General features: G+C 68.0%; 16 protein-coding genes and 1 riboswitch (1 of these 17 running past the window's edge). Of the genes, 10 read left to right on the forward strand and 6 right to left on the reverse strand.

Annotated features, from left to right (window positions below):
• Positions 1-1,097, forward strand: partial view of a peptidoglycan DD-metalloendopeptidase family protein gene (locus ABAZ39_RS14765; RefSeq protein ID WP_247881689.1) — the 3' portion only. It extends 268 nt beyond the left edge of the window; the window shows 1,097 of its 1,365 coding nt (coding positions 269-1,365); the start codon falls outside the window, past its left edge; its stop codon occupies positions 1,095-1,097.
• Between the two features lie 13 nt (positions 1,098-1,110).
• Here the strand turns inward: ABAZ39_RS14765 and ABAZ39_RS36535 are convergent, their stop codons facing one another.
• The 5 genes from ABAZ39_RS36535 to ABAZ39_RS14785 form a co-directional block, all read right to left on the reverse strand.
• A complete protein-coding gene (locus tag ABAZ39_RS36535) occupies positions 1,111-1,284 on the reverse strand; it encodes a hypothetical protein (protein WP_175428775.1) in 174 nt (57 codons plus the stop codon).
• Between the two features lie 77 nt (positions 1,285-1,361).
• Entirely contained in the window at positions 1,362-2,354 is a 993-nt protein-coding gene (locus ABAZ39_RS14770; RefSeq protein WP_040133818.1) for a lipid II:glycine glycyltransferase FemX, read from the reverse strand.
• Positions 2,355-2,368: 14 nt separating this feature from the next.
• Positions 2,369-3,229: a flagellar motor stator protein MotA gene (motA, locus tag ABAZ39_RS14775; protein ID WP_014199786.1), complete on the reverse strand. Its 861-nt coding sequence runs from the start codon at positions 3,227-3,229 to the stop codon at positions 2,369-2,371.
• Positions 3,230-3,508: 279 nt separating this feature from the next.
• Entirely contained in the window at positions 3,509-5,332 is a 1,824-nt protein-coding gene (locus ABAZ39_RS14780; RefSeq protein ID WP_040133819.1) for a phosphoenolpyruvate carboxykinase (GTP), read from the reverse strand.
• A gap of 337 nt (positions 5,333-5,669) precedes the next feature.
• On the reverse strand, positions 5,670-6,461 hold the full coding sequence (locus tag ABAZ39_RS14785; RefSeq protein ID WP_040133820.1) for a HugZ family pyridoxamine 5'-phosphate oxidase: 792 nt from the start codon (positions 6,459-6,461) through the stop codon (positions 5,670-5,672).
• A 397-nt stretch (positions 6,462-6,858) separates the two neighbouring features.
• Here ABAZ39_RS14785 and ABAZ39_RS14790 point away from each other — a divergent pair, with 397 nt between their 5' ends.
• The 8 genes from ABAZ39_RS14790 to ptsP all read left to right on the forward strand — a co-directional run bounded on the left by ABAZ39_RS14790 (position 6,859) and on the right by ptsP (position 14,147).
• Positions 6,859-7,554, forward strand: a complete 696-nt coding sequence (locus ABAZ39_RS14790; RefSeq protein ID WP_014199781.1) for a response regulator transcription factor — start codon at positions 6,859-6,861, stop codon at positions 7,552-7,554.
• The gene (locus ABAZ39_RS14795; protein ID WP_040133821.1) at positions 7,526-9,292 is read left to right on the forward strand and encodes a stimulus-sensing domain-containing protein; all 1,767 of its coding nucleotides are present in this window, start codon (positions 7,526-7,528) and stop codon (positions 9,290-9,292) included. Before ABAZ39_RS14790 ends, ABAZ39_RS14795 begins: the two co-directional genes overlap by 29 nt.
• Positions 9,293-9,474: 182 nt before the next feature.
• Complete coding sequence (locus tag ABAZ39_RS14800) at positions 9,475-9,954, forward strand: hypothetical protein (RefSeq protein ID WP_040133822.1); 480 nt, start codon at positions 9,475-9,477, stop codon at positions 9,952-9,954.
• 145 nt (positions 9,955-10,099) lie between these two features.
• Complete coding sequence (locus ABAZ39_RS14805; RefSeq protein ID WP_040135180.1) at positions 10,100-10,591, forward strand: HPr kinase/phosphorylase; 492 nt, start codon at positions 10,100-10,102, stop codon at positions 10,589-10,591.
• The gene (gene rapZ, locus ABAZ39_RS14810) at positions 10,588-11,511 is read left to right on the forward strand and encodes an RNase adapter RapZ (protein ID WP_040133823.1); all 924 of its coding nucleotides are present in this window, start codon (positions 10,588-10,590) and stop codon (positions 11,509-11,511) included. Before ABAZ39_RS14805 ends, rapZ begins: the two co-directional genes overlap by 4 nt.
• A 126-nt stretch (positions 11,512-11,637) precedes the next feature.
• Positions 11,638-12,039: a PTS sugar transporter subunit IIA gene (locus tag ABAZ39_RS14815; protein ID WP_014199776.1), complete on the forward strand. Its 402-nt coding sequence runs from the start codon at positions 11,638-11,640 to the stop codon at positions 12,037-12,039.
• A gap of 4 nt (positions 12,040-12,043) precedes the next feature.
• The gene (locus tag ABAZ39_RS14820) at positions 12,044-12,385 is read left to right on the forward strand and encodes an HPr family phosphocarrier protein (RefSeq protein ID WP_014199774.1); all 342 of its coding nucleotides are present in this window, start codon (positions 12,044-12,046) and stop codon (positions 12,383-12,385) included.
• A complete protein-coding gene (gene ptsP, locus ABAZ39_RS14825; RefSeq protein WP_040133824.1) occupies positions 12,375-14,147 on the forward strand; it encodes a phosphoenolpyruvate--protein phosphotransferase in 1,773 nt (590 codons plus the stop codon). The genes ABAZ39_RS14820 and ptsP overlap by 11 nt, the downstream gene beginning before the upstream one ends.
• Positions 14,148-14,213: 66 nt before the next feature.
• On the opposite strand, the gene ABAZ39_RS14830 is transcribed toward ptsP, so the two are convergent.
• Complete coding sequence (locus tag ABAZ39_RS14830) at positions 14,214-15,260, reverse strand: TerC family protein (RefSeq protein WP_040133825.1); 1,047 nt, start codon at positions 15,258-15,260, stop codon at positions 14,214-14,216.
• 659 nt (positions 15,261-15,919) lie between these two features.
• Between ABAZ39_RS14830 and ABAZ39_RS14835 the strand changes: the two genes are divergently transcribed.
• Positions 15,920-16,378, forward strand: coding sequence for an Aq_678 family protein (locus ABAZ39_RS14835; RefSeq protein ID WP_040133826.1), 459 nt, complete (start codon positions 15,920-15,922; stop codon positions 16,376-16,378).
• A 54-nt stretch (positions 16,379-16,432) separates the two neighbouring features.
• A riboswitch (cobalamin riboswitch) is annotated at positions 16,433-16,651 on the forward strand.
• The last annotated feature ends 50 nt before the right edge of the window (positions 16,652-16,701 follow it).

The following is a 16,701-nucleotide window of genomic DNA, read 5'->3' on the forward strand; positions in this document are numbered from 1 at the left end:
ACGTTCCGGCGGACGAAGCAACCAACGCCATCGCGGCCCTGCGCAAGGTCTACGATCCGCGCAAGCTGCAGGTCGGCCAGCAGGTCACCGTCCTGTTCGAGCCGCGCCGTGGCGGGACCAAGCGATTCGTCGGGCTGGAGTTTCTTCCGGACGTGGTCCGCTCCGTCTCCGTCTCCCGCAAGGGCGACACCGCCTTCACCTCGAGCGAATCGGAGAAGGCGGTCACCCGCCAGCCGGTCGCCGCGCAGACGGTGATCCGGTCGAGCCTGTTCGAGGCGGGGAATGCCGCCGGCGTGCCGGTGTCGGTGATGATGGCGCTGATCCGTGACTATTCCTATGACGTGGACTTCCAGCGCGACCTTCAGCCGGGCGACCAATTCGAGGTCCTTTATGAGCGGCTGGTCACCGCGGACGGCAAGAGCGCCGGCGAAGGCGACGTGCTCTACGCCGCGCTGGTGCTAAGCGGCAAGGAGTACCCGATCTACCGGCACAAGAGCCGGGACGGGCGGATCGACTATTACAACCGCGACGGCGAGAGCATCCGCCGCGCCCTGCTGCGCACGCCGATCGACGGCGCGCGGATCACCTCGGGCTTCGGCATGCGCCACCATCCGATCCTGGGCTTCAGCAAGATGCACAAGGGCATGGATTTCGGCGCGCCGACCGGAACGCCGATCTACGCCGCAGGCGGCGGTGTGGTCGAGGAGGTCGGGCCGAACGGCGCCTACGGCAATTACATCCGCATCCGCCACAACACCCAGATCGCCACAGCCTACGCCCATCTGAGCCGGATCGCCAAAAGCACGCGCCGCGGCGCCCGTGTCGACCAGGGCGACGTCATCGGCTATGTCGGCACCACCGGGCGGTCCACCGGCCCGCATCTGCATTACGAGGTGCTGAAGGGCGGCCAGCAGATCAATCCGAAGAGCATCGACCTGCCGACCGGCGACAAGCTGGAGGGCCGTGAACTGCAAGCCTTCGAGCAGACGGTGCGGTCGCTGGAGAAAACCTTCGAGCAGGCGCGCAGCGGCCTCCAGCTCGCCCGCACCCCGGGCCCGCACGAGGACAAGGGCTGCACCAAGGCGACGACCTGCTGAGGCGTCGCCCCGCCTACTCCTGGTGAAGGAAACGGCGGATGGCGCTGGCGAGGATCTGGACGCCCTTCTCCTCGTCGTCCGCCATCTTGCGGAGACGGTCGCGCATGGCCTGAACCTGCGGCTTCATCTGGGCCGCCTTGGCGATGGCCAGTTGCGCCTCTTCCGGTTTCATGTCGTTGTCGGCCATGGCGTGCTCCTTCCGCTCGCAACCAGGATGAGACAGTCGGCGCCGGGATTCAACGGCACCCTTTCCGCGGATCAGGATCAGCGAAACAGGCCGGCGCTCTCCGCCGCCTGACCGCCGGTTCCCAGCTTGAATTCCGTGACGCCCGGCGCGCTGTCCGGGTTGATGCCGCCGAGGTCGAGCCAGCCCACGCCACGCGCCTTGAGGGCCAGGGCCGCCCGCCACAGCACCAGCCGCATCGCGCCGCTCTTGCGCCCCGACTCGCTCGACCAGCCGATCTGGTAGGTGGCCGAGCCGCCATGGATGTAGAAGAGCGCGCTCGCCGCCGGCGCGGCGGTCTTCGAGCGATCCTCCAGGGCGGCGACCATCAACACCCCGTCGCCCTTCCCTCCGCCCTTCAGCAGCGCGTTGCGGATGCGCACGGCCAGCGCGCCGGTCATCGGGCGAAACTGCTTGGTCAGGGCCTGCTCATGCTCCTGCTTCATCAGCCAGGGCAGGTTCTTGGCCTCCCAGTCGAGGTCGATGACCAGACCCGCCTTCTCCGCCCCCTTCAGCCTCTGGCGCCAGTCGCGGGCCATCGCCGCGCGCAACTCCTCCTCCCCCCGTGACAGGTCGAGCCAGACCGTGCGGTAGCCGGGGCCGAAGCGGCGAAAACCGCAACGTTGCAGCATCGCCTCGGCCTCCGGCCCGGCGGCCAGCTCGGGCAGCAGGCTGGCCCGGTTCAGTGGGTTGTCGGGGCAGGCCTGGCGCAGCAGGCGGAAGACCGCCTCCTGAATCTCCAGATCCGGCTCGATCCCGTCGAGCCACAGCGGGCCGCGGTGGATCTGGCGCTGGTGGAACAGGCGCAGCGTGCGCCGCTCCAGAAGCTGGACGATCCCGATGGGCGTGCCGTCGCGCCGGATCAGGCCGAGCCGCGGCACGAAGCCATGGGTGCGCCCCATGGCGCCGGCGTAGGCGAAGCACTGCGGCAGGGTGGAGCGGGGAACGCGGGCGAAGAGCGCCGCCCACTCGCCCACCGTCCCCTCGTTCCACAGGATGGTGACGGCGCCTTCGGAAGTGCTCGGGGACGGCATAGGAGGATCCGGCGTCAGGCGGGCGGCAGGGCCGAGGTGGCCTCTTCCACCTGGGCGAAGCTCGGTCGGTACTCGGGCTCCAGCACGTTTCGCGAGTATTCGACCGAGATGGCCGGGGCGTAGCCAGACAAATGGGCAATCAGGCCGATCTTCATCGCCTGATAGTATTTCCCTTCGGCGTGGTAGATGTTCTTCAGGCCGCTGGCGATCGGCGCCAGGAAGCCGTAGGCGACGAGAATGCCGGTGAAGGTGCCGACCAGCGCGCCGCCGATCAGCTTGCCCAGAACTTCCGGCGGCTCGGTGATCGACCCCATGGTGTGAATCACGCCCAGCACCGCCGCGACGATGCCCAGCGCCGGAACGGCGTCGGCGACCGCCTGGATGGCGTCGGCGATCCGCTGGTGCTCGTGGTGCATGGTCTCGATGTCCTCGTCCATCAGGTCGACCAGCTCGTGCGGGTTGTCGGCCCCGAGCGACATCAGACGCAGATAGGTGCAGAGGAAGGATATGGCGTGGTGGTCGCCGTAGAATTTTGGAAACTGCTGGAAGAGTGGTGAGTCCTCGGGTTTCTCGATGTGCTGTTCGAGGGCGAGCAGCCCTTTGGTCTTCGCGATCTTGAAGACCTGATACATCATGGTGAGAAGTTCGAGGAAATCATCCTTTTTGTATTTTGGCCCTTTGAAGAGGTGGCCGAGTTCCTTGCCTGTGTGTGTGACCACCGCTTTTGGATTGCCGATCAGGAACGCGCCGGCGGCGGAGCCCAGGATGATCATGAACTCGAAGGGCATCCACAACACGCCCAGGTGGCCGCCACCCAGGACGTAGCCCCCGAAGACGCTGAACACCACGACGCCGAAGCCGATCATCACGAACATGTCTTCCGTCCTCCAGCGTCATTTTCCGTGCCTTGGCCGGTCCGCTCCGCGGAAAGCCGGTCAGGCGGGGGTGCTTGCGTTCTGCCGGCCCAGTGACGCAGCAATCCCTTGAGTTTTTGTAAATCACCCGGCGTCGGACGCGATCCTAGCCGTGACAAAGGATCGTGTCACGAAAGGAGTACCCAAAAAGCACCCCGCCGCAGCCACACGCGCAAAAGAAAAGGGACCGCCCGCGGGCGGTCCCTTTTTGCACGCTCGGACGATCCGGCGCCGGCCCGATCAGCCGATCCGCCAAGTGTCCGGAGCCTCCTCAAGACGCTTGAGGAGCGCCACGCGCTGCTGCTCGATCTCGTCCGGCAGGTGGCTGCCGAAGCGGTTGAACAGCTCCTCCTGGTCCTTGGCCTCGGCCTCGGCTTCCTTCCGGTCGATGTCCATGATCTTGCGGAACTTGTCCTCGGCGAAATCCAGACCGGCCCAGTTCAGGTCCTGATAGCGCGGCATATAGCCGAACGGGCTCTCCGCCGCATCGACCGCACGGCCGCGGACACGATCGACGATCCAGCGCAGGACGCGCATGTTGTCGCCGAAGCCCGGCCAGACGAATTTGCCGTTCTCGTCCTTGCGGAACCAGTTGACGCGGTAGATGCGCGGCAGGTTCTCCACCTTGCCTTCCATCGCCAGCCAATGGTTCCAGTAGTCGGCCATGTTGTAGCCGCAGAAGGGCAGCATGGCGAAGGGGTCGCGGCGGATGGCGGCCTGGCCCACGGCGGCGGCGGTCGCCTCCGAGCCCATGGTCGCCGCCCAGTAGACGCCCTCGCGCCAGTTGTAGGCCTCGAACACCAGCGGGAAGGTCTTGGACAGGCGGCCGCCGAAGATGAAGGCGGAGATCGGCACGCCCGCCGGGTCTTCCCAAGCCGGATCGATCGACGGGCACTGCGCCGCCGGGGCGGTGAAGCGCGAGTTCGGGTGCGCGGCGGGACGGCCCGACGCCGGGGTCCAGTCGTTGCCCTGCCAGTCGATCAGGTGAGCCGGCGTCTCGTCCGTCAGGCCCTCCCACCACACGTCGCCGTCGTCGGTCAGCGCGACGTTGGTGAAGATGACGTTGGCGTTCAGCGTCTTCAGCGCGTTCGGGTTCGACTTGATGCTGGTGCCCGGCGCCACGCCGAAGAAGCCGGCCTCCGGGTTGATGGCGCGCAGCGTGCCGTCCGGCTGCGGCTTCACCCAGGCGATGTCGTCACCGATGGTGCGGACCTTCCAGCCTTCGAACTCGGCCGGGGGGACCAGCATGGCGAAGTTGGTCTTGCCGCAGGCCGACGGGAAGGCGGCGGCGACGTAGGTCTTCTCGCCCTCCGGGCTTTCCACGCCGAGGATCAGCATGTGCTCGGCCAGCCAGCCCTGCTCGCGGCCCATCGAGGAGGCGATGCGCAGCGCGAAGCACTTCTTGCCGAGCAGGGCGTTGCCGCCGTAGCCCGAGCCGAAGGAGACGATCGAGTGATCGGCCGGGAAATGGACGATGTACTTGTGGTCGGCGTTGCACGGCCACGCCACGTCCGGCTGGCCGGGCTCCAGCGGCGCGCCGATGGAGTGCAGGCAGGGCACGAAGTCGCCGTCGCCCAGGATGTCCAGCACCTTCTGGCCCATGCGGGTCATCATGCGCATGTTCACCGCGACGTACGGGCTGTCGGAAATCTGCACGCCGATGTGCGCGATGTCGGAGCCCAGCGGCCCCATGCTGAAGGGCACCACATACATGGTGCGGCCCCGCATGCAGCCCTCGAACAGGCCGTCCAGCTTCGCCTTCATCTCCGCCGGGGCGACCCAGTTGTTGGTCGGGCCGGCATCCTCCTTGCGCTCGGAGCAGATGAAGGTCCGGTCCTCGACGCGGGCGACGTCGCCCGGATCGGAACGGCAGAGGTAGGAGTTCGGGCGCTTGGCCTCGTTCAGCTTGATGAAGGTGCCCGATTCCACCATCTCGGCGCACAGGCGGTCATATTCCTCCTGCGATCCGTCACACCAGTGCACCCGCTCGGGCTTGCACTTGTTCGCGATCTCCTCGACCCAGGCCAGGAGCTTCTTGTTCCGCGTGCGCGTTGTTCCGGTCATCCTTTGCCTCTCAACTCGTCTCCGGGTTCGCCGCCCCCTTGGAATGCGGGGGCCGGTGCCCGGAGGTCCGGACGGCTGGCCTTTTCGGCCCTTATCGAAGCCGTCCTCGTTCGGTGGCGGTGTCGTTCCGCCGGCTCAAACCACCGCAGCCCGGCCCACAGGCCGGACGGCGGTCATCCCGACGCGCCCCCCGGGCGCGCCCGATGTCCTGATTGGCAAGAGAGGGGTGGCCCGAGGGCCACAAACCCAAAACGGCAACGGGTCGGTCCGTTATGGTCCACTGACGTTTTCTCCTGGTTGCGCTCTTTTTTGCGCGCCGCTTGCCGCGGCGTCGTGGTTAGCCGTCACGATCATTCGATTCCACCGGCGAATCCACCGGGTCATCCGCCGCGCCGGGCGCGCTGCCGGACGCGCTCTGGCGGGCCTGCCGGGCGAGCCCGGCAAGAGTGACCCTAGCGTCTTCGGGGTTTTCCACGCTGTGATCGAAATCAACCCGCGCCATTTCGCCGCTGCGGCGCAGGTCGCAGCCGTCGGGGTCGATTCCGGTCATCGTCCACGGCTCGGCGCCGTCGGCGGATCGTCCGGCGAGAACTGTGGCGTACAGCCGCAAGGCGTCGGCGTGGTCGGCGTTCATGTGGCCCAGGATGGCGCCCTCGGCCTCGGCCAGCGCCGCGGGGACGCCGGGCAGCAGGAGGTCGGCGCGGTCGAGCCACCGCACCCGGCCGAAGCCGGCCACCAGATGGGCGCGCTCCACCGACACGGCATAGACGCTGAAATCGGCGAAGCCGGCGTAGAGAGCGGCACCGGGATGGCGCGCCAGGAAGCGGGCGCGGTGGCGCGGCTCCTCCGAACGCTCGGCCCGCCCGAGAACCGACAGCCTCGGCCCGGACAGCGGTTCCGCCAGCCCTGCCGTTCCGTCGAACAGCAGGCCGACGCGCGGGTCCCGCGCGATGTTCTTCGTGTGGTCGGCCAGCGTGGAGAGCAGAAGAAGGGGCGTGCCGTCGAGGTCGAAGGCCACCTGGACCAGAGAGGGATAGGGCCAGCCGGCCCGGCCATCGTGTTGGCCATCATGCTGGTCGTCATCCCCGCGCAGGGCGGTGGACAGCGCCGCGAGCCCGGCACCACGCATCAGGCGCCTTGCGGCGCCTCCCGTTCGGCCGCCAACGTCCGATGACGCCGCGGCGCCCGGCCCCGATGGGGTCGGACGGATGGGGGACTCGTCGGAACTCATGCCCTGAAACGAATGCGTTCTCCCGCGCAGCACCGTTTCCCCGGCGCCGCATTGGTGCCATATTGGCCCAGACAAATAGGTTGGGAAAAGCGAAAAGTTGGCTTTTCATGCCTTTGCGCCGCCTCATAGGCATCGTGGAGCATTAGGAAAGTCCGCTTTTCGAAATAAGACGAAACCATTCTTCCGTAGTAAGCGACCGTAAGGGGCCGGTCATCCGCTGGAATTGGCCGCGGACGCCGATCGCCGACACCGGCGGTTGCTGAAAACGGGGTGTGTGATTGGGAACGCGAACGACATGTCTCACACCGTAGCGTTGGTGGATGACGACCGGAACATCCTGACCTCCGTTGCCATGGCGCTGGAAGCGGAGGGGTTCGAGGTGCGCACCTACACCGACGGCGCCGAAGCGCTGCGCGGCCTGACCCAGCGCCCGCCGGACCTCGCCGTGCTGGACATCAAGATGCCGCGCATGGATGGGATGGAGCTGCTGCAACGCCTGCGCCAGACCAGCCATCTGCCGGTCATCTTCCTGACCAGCAAGGACGACGAGGTCGACGAGCTGATGGGTCTGCGCATGGGCGCGGACGACTACATCAAGAAGCCCTTCTCGCAGCGCCTGCTGGTCGAGCGCATCCGCACCCTGCTGCGGCGCGAGGCGGCGACCCGCGACAAGACCGCGCCGGAACCCGGCGTGATGCTGACCCGCGGCCCGCTGGTCATGGACGGCGCCCGCCATTCCTGCACCTGGAAGGGCCAGCCCATCGACCTGACGGTGACGGAATTCCTTCTGGTGAAGGCGTTGGCCCAGCGCCCCGGCCATGTGAAGAGCCGCGACCAGCTCATGGACGCCGCCTACGGCGAGAACGTCTATGTCGACGACCGCACCATCGACAGCCACATCAAGCGGCTCCGCAAGAAGTTCAAGGCCATTGATTCCGACTTTGCGCAGATCGAAACGCTCTATGGCGTCGGTTACCGATACAGGGAGTGAGGTCCGCGCGCCGGACCACGCCCCTTCCCCACCCGTCAAGCCCGGCGCCGCGCCGCGCGCCGCGTCCCGGCGCCGGGTGCGCGGCGTGCCGTCGCCGCTGACCCTGCGGATTCTCGCCGTCAACGTGCTGGCGCTGCTGCTTCTGGTCGGCGCCCTGCTCTATCTCGGCCGCTACCAGGACCGGCTGGTCCAGGCGGAGCTGGACGCGCTGGAGACGGAGGCGCGCATCTTCGCCTCGGCGCTCGGCGAGGGCGCCGTGCAGCGGGCCGCCGAGGAGCCGGAGCAGGGCCAGGAAAGCTACGAGCTGTCGCCGGAACTGGGACGCCAGATGATCCGCCGGCTGGCGCTGGCGACGGAGACGCACACCCGGCTCTACGGCCCGGACGGGCGGCTGCTGTCGGACAGCCGCGTGCTGACCGGCTCGCCCGGCAAGATCGAGATCCAGGAACTGCCGCTGCCGCCCGCCGGCGACCCGGCGTCCCGCGCGGTCAACGAGTTCTACGCCCGCTTCATCGACGTGGTGCCGAGCCGGGAAAACCTGCCGCTCTACCGCGAGCCGCCGGGCCACGCCGCCGAATCGGTCGCCCCGCCGCCCAACGTGGAGCGCGCGCTGGCCGGCGAGAACAGCGCGACGGTGTGGCGGCTGGCCTCGCCCGTCGCCCGCTCCAACCTGCTGCTGACCGTCGCCGTCCCGGTCCAGCGCTACAAGGAGGTGCTGGGGGCGGTGCTGCTGTCGCGCAGCGGCACCGTGATCGACGAGGCCATCCGGTCGGTGCGCACCGACATCCTGCGCGTCTTCGCGGTGGCGCTTCTGGTCACGGTCCTGCTGTCGCTCTATCTGGCCGGCACCATCGCCCGGCCCATCCGCAAGCTGGCCCAGGCCGCCGACCGGCTGCGCACCGGCCATGGGCGCCACACCGAGATCCCCGACTTCACCCGCCGCGGCGACGAGATCGGGGAGCTGTCCGGCGTGCTGCGCGACATGACGGCGGCGCTGTGGGCGCGCATGGACGCCATCGAGCGCTTCGCCGCCGACGTCGCCCACGAGATCAAGAACCCGCTGACCTCGCTGCGCAGCGCAGTGGAGACGGTCAGCCGCATCCAGGACCCGGCCCGCCGCGACAAGCTGATGGCGATCATCGCCGACGACGTGCAGCGGCTGGACCGGCTGATCAGCGACATCTCCAACGCCTCGCGCCTGGACGCCGAGCTGTCGCGCGCCGCGCTGGAGCCGGTGGACATCGGCGCGATGCTCCGCACGCTCGCCGACATCCACCACACCACCGCTGAGGATGAGGACGAGGAGGACGGCGACGGAACAACGGACGCCCCGCCGAGCGTCGTCATCGAGCCGCCGCGCGGCGGGTCGCTGACCGTCAAGGGGCTGGAGGGGCGGCTGACCCAGGTCTTCCAGAACCTGATCGCCAACGCCCTGTCCTTCTCGCCGCCCGGCGGGCAGGTCCGGCTGGCCGCCCGGCGCACCCCGGACGGCGCGGTCGAGGTGACGGTCAGCGACGACGGCCCCGGCATCCCGGAGGGCAAGGAGGAGGCGATCTTCGAGCGCTTCTACACCGAGCGGCCGGCTGGCGAAAAGTTCGGCACCCATTCGGGGCTCGGCCTGTCGATCTCCAAGCAGATCGTGGAGGCCCACGGCGGCACCATCCGGGCCGACAACCGGCTCGGCCCCGGCGGGGAGACGACCGGCGCCGTCTTCACCGTGCGCCTGCCCCGCCCTTGACGGACGTCCAGGTTGGATTTCCACATTCTTGGATTTCCACATGGTGGATGCGGCATAGTTGCAATTTGAGAAAAGACGTATGGACAAAGTCGTGGGTGCGGCGGATGCTCGATTCTGGTCATTCCCGCGCCTGCGACGGCTGGCCTTTCGACAACCGGACGTCACCTACCGGAAGAGGGGCCATGTCAGACGCCACGTCAGACGCCAAGTCCGAGTCAGACGCCAAGTCCGACTTCAAGCCGATCGCACCGCGCCAGACCGACGAGGCCGCCCCGACTTCGGTCGCCCCGGCCTCGATCAACGTCATCGACTTCCGCCGCTACCGGCTGGCCCGCCTGATCCGCGAGGCCAGCGTCCAGCAGGGCGAACTGGCCCGGATGATGCGCGCGTCGGCCGACGAGCGGACGCAACTGGCGCAGGCGCTCCAGGGCGCCCAGCGGCATCTGGCGACCATCGCCGACAGCTACAGCCATCTTCTCACCCGCTTGGCCCGCGAGAAGGATTTCCGCACCGCCTGCCAGGAAGCCGCGGAACTGGACGATCTGGACGAGATGATCCGGCGGCGCGATGCGCTGGCCAGCGAGCTGCTGGACATCCGCCGCGCGGCGCGTCCCGGCGGCCCCTGCCTGGGCTTGGCCGCGGGATGCGACCGGCCAAGCTGAGGGCGGCCAGGCTGAGGGCAGCCGGGAAGCGGGCGGCGGGCCATGGCCGTCGCGGCGGCGCATTCGAGGCGGACCGGGCGGGAAAAGGATGCATTTTCGGCATCCCATTGACAGAACCGGCGGCACGCCTCACCTTCGCGGGATCATGGCAACGATTCACGGCACCTGCGTCCTGGTCGGCCCATGGAATGGCGGCCATGGAAACGGCGGCAACCGGGGCGAAACACCCATCGGCGTGCTGTTGCGGGGACCGTCGGGCAGCGGCAAGTCCGATCTCGCCCTGCGGATGATCGACGCGGGGGCGCTGTTGGTTGCCGACGACCGGGTGGAGCTGCGTGTGGAGGATGGCAGGGTGATGGCGACGGCGCCGGCGGCGCTGGCCGGACTGCTGGAGGTGCGGGGCGTCGGCATCATGCCCATGCCCGCCGCCGCGGAGGCGGAAATCACCCTGGTCGTCGATCTGGTGCCGCGCGGCGCCGTGGAGCGCCTGCCCGAGGAGGAGACTGCCGACCTTCTCGACCGGGCCGTGCCGCGTCTCGCCCTCTGCCCCTTCGACGCCTCGGCACCGGCCAAGCTGAAACTGGCCGCCGCCGCGGCGCGGGCCGGCTCGCTGGGAAAGGTACCGAACCTGCCATGACCGACCGCCTCACCGTGCAAGACCAGCCGATGGAACAGCCCGCGGGCCAGGGCGGACAGCTCGTGCTCGTCACCGGCATGTCCGGCGCCGGCATGTCCATCGCTCTGAAGGCGCTGGAGGATCTGGGCTACGAGGCGGTGGACAACCTGCGCCTCTCGCTGGTCCCGGCGCTTCTGGAGCAGGCCGACCCGCGCAAGCGCCCGCTGGCCCTGGTCATCGACAGCCGCACCCGCGACTTCTCCGCCCACGCCATGCTTGAGGAGGTCGAGGCGCTGAAGGCCCACGCGGAGCTGGAGGTGCGGCTGGTCTTCCTCGACTGCGGGGACGAGACGCTGCAGCGCCGCTTCACCGAGACGCGCCGCCGCCACCCGCTGGCCATCGACCGCCCGGTGCCCGACGGCATCCAGCTGGAACGCGCCATGCTGCTGCCGCTGAAGCAGCGGGCCGACGTGACCATCGACACCACGCAGCTGTCGATCCACGACCTGCGCCGCATCCTGGCCGGCAACTTCCAGATCGGCACCCAGGCGGCGCTCCAGGTCTTCGTCACCTCCTTCTCATTCCGGATGGGGTTGCCTCGCGAGGCGGACCTCGTGTTCGACGTACGCTTCCTGACGAATCCACACTATGATCCGGATTTGCGACCGCTGACCGGCCTGGACCCCCGCGTGGCGGCGCGGGTCGAGGGCGACCCGGATTTCGCCGAATTCTTCCGTCATCTGACGGACCTGTTGCAGCCGCTTCTGCCGCGCTACAACCAGGAGGGCAAGAGCTACCTGACCATCGCGGTCGGCTGCACGGGCGGCAAGCACCGCTCCGTGTTCGTCGCGGAACGGCTGGCCGCGTGGCTGGGCGGGCTGGGGTTGAAGGTCGGGATCAGCCACCGGGAGCTGGAACGTCAGGCCCCGCGGGCCGGCTGACAGCCGAAGGGCGGCCAGGGGGGCTGGCCGAAAGGGTGGGTTGGATCGATCCGGATAAGGGATCGTTCATAAGTGCCGCAATAAGAATGTGGCTTCGGGGGAGGCTCCAGAATTGAAGGATGTCCCATGATCGGTATGGTTCTGGTAACCCACGGGCGCCTCGCGGAAGAGTTCATCGCCGCGCTGGAGCATGTGGTGGGTGAGCAGCAGCAGGTGCGGGCCGTGTGCATCGGCCCAGACGACGACATGGAGCAGCGCCGCCAGGACATTCTGAACTCCGTGGCCGACGTGGACGACGGGTCCGGCGTCGTCGTGCTGACCGACATGTTCGGCGGAACCCCGTCCAACCTCGCCATCTCCATCATGGACAAGGCGAAGGTCGAGGTGATCGCCGGCGTGAACCTGCCGATGCTGATCAAGCTGGCCAGCGTGCGCCGCCAGGAAACGCTGACCCACGCCGTGACTGCCGCGCGGGAGGCCGGGCAGAAATACATCAACGTGGCGTCCTCGCTGCTGTCGGACGGGTGACCCGATGAGTTCTCCAGACGAGAAGGCGCCCGCACAAGGCGCCCCTGGTATCGACGGACAGAATCCGGAGAGGAATCCCGAAATCTGCCAGACCGTCACGATCAGCAACCAGCGCGGCCTGCACGCCCGCGCGGCGGCGAAATTCGTGAAGCTGGTCGCCACCTTCGATGCCGAGATCGAGGTGCGGCGCGGCGAGACGCAGGTGTCGGGCGAATCCATCATGGGCCTGATGATGCTTGCCGCCGGCCCCGGCACCTCGGTGGAGCTGTACGCCTATGGCCGCGAGGCCGAGGAGGCCATGGCCGCTCTCGTGGATCTGATCACCCGCAAGTTCGATGAAGACTGACGTTCCGGCCGCCGGCCAGGGACGGTCGTTGCGCGGGTTGGGCGTTTCGCCCGGCATTGCCATCGGCCCGGCCCATGTGGTGGAGAGCGGAGCCATCCGCGTCCCCGAATACACGCTGACCGCCGACCAGGTGGAGGCCGAGGCCGCGCGCTTCGCCGACGCCTGCAGCAAGGCGCGCCGCCAGATCCGCAAGCTGAAGGCCAAGGCGCTGACGCTGCCCGGCTCGGCGTCGGAGGAGATCGGCTTCCTTCTCGACGCCCATCTGGCGATGGTCACCAACTCCCGCCTGACGCGCGGCGTCGAGCGCCGCATCCAGCAGGAGCTGGTCAACGCCGAGGCGGCGGTCCAGGCGGAGATCGCCACCATCGCCCAGACCTTCGCGAGCATGGAGGACAGCTACCTCGCCGGGCGCATCGCCGACGTGCGCGAGGTGGGACGGCGACTGATCCGCAACCTGATGCGGCACGAGTATCAGGCCTTCTCCATGCTGAATCCCGGCGCGGTGATCCTGGCCGAGGAGCTGACCCCGGCGGACACCGCCCTGCTCGACCCGCGCCGCGTCGCCGGCTTCGCCACCGTGCTCGGCGGCGCCGAGGGGCACACGGCGATCATGGCGCGCTCGCTGGGCATTCCGGCGGTGCTGGGCGTCGGCGGGCTGCTGGCCGGGCTGAAGAACGGGATCACGGTCATCGTGGACGGGGTGCAGGGGCGCGTCATCATCGACCCCACCCCCGAGGTGCTGGAGGACTACCGGCAACGCCGCGCCGAGCGCGAGCGCGAGCGCGAGCAGCTGAAGGGCCTGCGCAAGCTGCCGGCGGTCACCCGCGACAACACCGCGGTGACTCTCCAGGCCAATCTGGAGCTGCCGCGCGACCTCGACCACGCGCTGGAGAACGGGGCGCAGGGCATCGGGCTGCTGCGCACCGAGTTCCTGTTCATGAACCGCGACCAGCTGCCGGACGAGGACGAGCAGTATACCGTCCTGCGTTCCATCGTGGAGGGCATGGGCGGCCGCACCGTCACCGCCCGCACCATGGATGTCGGCGGGGAGAAGCTGGCCGGCTGGATGGCCGGCCGCTATGGCGAGCCGGCGAACCCGGCGCTCGGCCTGCGCGCCGTCCGGCTGGGCCTGCGCGAACCGAAGCTGCTGGAGACGCAACTCGCCGCCATGCTGCGGGCCGGCGTCCACGGGCCGCTGCGCATCCTGCTGCCGATGATCTGCTCGGTCGCCGAGGTGCAGCGCGTGCGCGAGATGATGGGCCAGGTGGCCCGTCGCCTGCGCCGCCGCGGCGTTCCCATCGCCGACCCGCTGCCGCCGGTGGGCGTGATGGTGGAGGTGCCGGGCGCGGCGCTGTCCGCCGACGCGCTGGCCTACGCCGCCGACTTCTTCTCCATCGGCACCAACGACCTGACCCAGTACACGCTGGCCATCGACCGCGGCGACGAACAGGTCGCCTCGCTCTACGACCCGCTGCACCCGGCGGTGCTGCGCCTGATCCAGTTCACCATCGAGGCGGCGCTGCGCGCCCGCATCCCGGTGTCGGTCTGCGGCGAGATCGCCGGCGATTCGCGCTACACCGCGCTGCTGCTCGGGCTCGGCGTGCGCGACCTGTCGATGGTGCCGCCGGCCATCCCCCTGGTGAAGCGGCGCATCCGCAAGCTCGACCTCCAGGAGGCCACCCGCCGCGCCCGCGTCATCATGGACCAGAGCGACAGCGGGCGCATCGCCGCCCTGCTGGACGACTTCAACGCCGTGGGCTGAGTCGGCGGCGCCCTCGACGGAATGAGCCCGATCCACCGGACCGGGCTCATCCTCAGGCAGAATGCGTTACTGGCCCTTGCCGTCCGAGGGCACCGCGGCCGCATCGCCGGAGGAGGCCGCGGTGGAACCGCCGGCACCCTTCGCCGGGCTGCCCGGCACCCACCAGCGGCGGGCCTCGCCGTCCGCGGCTTCCGGAGCCGCATCCGCGCGGGTCTTCAGCATCGAGAAGACGATGGAACCGCCGACCAGGACGGCCGTGATGCCCAGCGCCACCGCCGTCGGCATCTTGTAGATGTCGATCATCAGCATCTTGGCGCCGACCACCACCAGAACCAGCGACAGGCCGTATTTCAGGTAATGGAAGCGGTGGATGATCGAGGCCAGCGCGAAGTAGAGGGCGCGCAGGCCGAGGATCGCGAAGACGTTGGAGGTCCAGACGATGAACGGATCGGTGGTCACCGAGAAGACCGCCGGGATAGAGTCCACGGCGAAGACCAGATCGGTGAACTCGATCAGGATCAGCACGAGGAACAGCGGCGTCATCATCCGCACGCCGTCGCGCATCACGAAGAACTTCTGCCCCTCGTAGCCGTCGGTCATGCGGAAGCGGGAGCGGACGAACTTGACGATCCGGTTGTTCTCCATGTCCGGCTCGTCGTCCACCGACATCAGCATCTTGATGCCGCTGAAGATCAGGAAGGCGCCGAAGATGTAGATGATCCAATGGAATTCCTGAATCAGCGCCGTGCCCGCCACGATCAGCACGCCGCGCATCACCAGCGCGCCCAGGATGCCCCAGAACAGCACCCGGTGCTGGTACTGCGGCGGCACCGCGAAATGCGTGAAGATCAGCGCGATGACGAAGATGTTGTCGACGCTCAGGCTGTATTCGATCAGGTAGCCGGTCAGGAACTCCAGCCCCTTCTGCGACCCTTGGAAATGAAAGACGCCGGCGGCGAAAATCATCGCCAGCGTGGAATAGGCCGCGCAGCGCATCAGCGCCTCGCGGCCGGAGATCACATGGGATTTCTTGGAAAATACACCAAGATCAAAGGCCAAAAGCACGCCAACGAAGACGGCGAAGCCGGCCCACATTAAAACGATCTGATCCATGGAACTGTCCCTTGCTTCATGCACTCCGCTCCCGCAAGCGGAGACGTCGATCGTCACATGAGCAGTCCGACATCACCGATGCGCCACGGCGGGACGCATCGGCCAGAGGGGCCCGGACTGGAATCGTGACCGCAAGGTCTGCGGTCAACGGACAAGCGCGCGCGACGGCTATGCTGCGGCGCGCCAGGATACCCGCCCCCATCGTTGTCCGTGGAGGCGTGGCGGTCGTTCAGGAAGTTGGTTCGCTGCGGTCCATGCCGATGTCTCCCAAAGGCCCGTCGGGGACCGTCGTCCGGCGGTGGACCTTGTGGTGGAGCGGGACCCAGGGGGGAGGATAGGGCCAGCTTCCGCAAGGCCGCGCCAAAGCGACGGCTCTATGGGAAGTCCGACATCACAGCGCCGGGCGACGCTGCCAGAGGGGCCCGGACCTCACCCGTCATGTAGTCAGGCCCCCGCGCGGCGACAAGAGGGGGCGCGTCCTTTCCGGACCATGATCGGCGCGATGGCCGCGGGCATTGATATCACCCGGTTGATCGCTCATGGGTTGCCGGCGTTCCGGTCCGGGAGCCGGCTTTGCGAATTCCGTGTCGCCCATGGATGATTCCGCACCGGTGGGTTGTTCGTAGCGATTGACGGTAATTCACGGCAGGACACCCACAATGATGCGGCGTTCCATTTTGCTCGGCTGCCTGCTGGCGGCCGGATTGGCTGGTTGCGGCCCGCGTTTCGAGACGGTCGCAAGCTATTTTCCACCCGTCAGCGAGGCGGGAAAGCTCTGTGTCGCCCAGTGCAAGCAGGCACAGACGATCTGCCAATCCGCAAAGGAGCTGGCCGTACAGACCTGCCGGGCCGAGGCGACGACCCGCGCCCAGGGCGAATATCAGGCCTATCTCCGTTCCTTGCCCAAGGACGCGGACAAGAAGAAGATCAAGACGTTCAGCGATTTCGACCGGAACCCCAGCTGCTACAGCAACCTCACCTGCTCCTCCGATTACAACGATTGCTACAAATCCTGCGGCGGCCGGATCGAAGCGCAGACCTATTGCGTCGGCAATTGCAAGGAGATGAATCCCCCCATGCCGGATGGGTCCGCGGTCGGGCCGAGAACCACACTCTGACGCCAGTCGGGCGAGGACGGGCGGATTGCGGCTTGACCGGAGCCGTTCCGCCCGCGTAGCTTCGCACCCGACGGTTGCCCGAAAGGGCTGAAAATGGGAACACGGTGCGGACCCAGCGGCGATTTGCCGTGCGAGGGTCCTACGCCGGGGCTGCCCCCGCAACTGTAAGCGGCGAGTCGTCCATCGGAATGCCACTGGGATCGCGATCCTGGGAAGGCGATGGGCCGACGATAACCCGCGAGCCAGGAGACCTGCCGTCAGTCGTGGTCACACGCGAACACGTTCGGGCGGGGTGCACCGAAGGTCGTCGAGCCGGCAGTCCG

Origin of the sequence: Azospirillum argentinense (assembly GCF_000632475.1) — a bacterium.
GTDB lineage: Bacteria > Pseudomonadota > Alphaproteobacteria > Azospirillales > Azospirillaceae > Azospirillum > Azospirillum baldaniorum.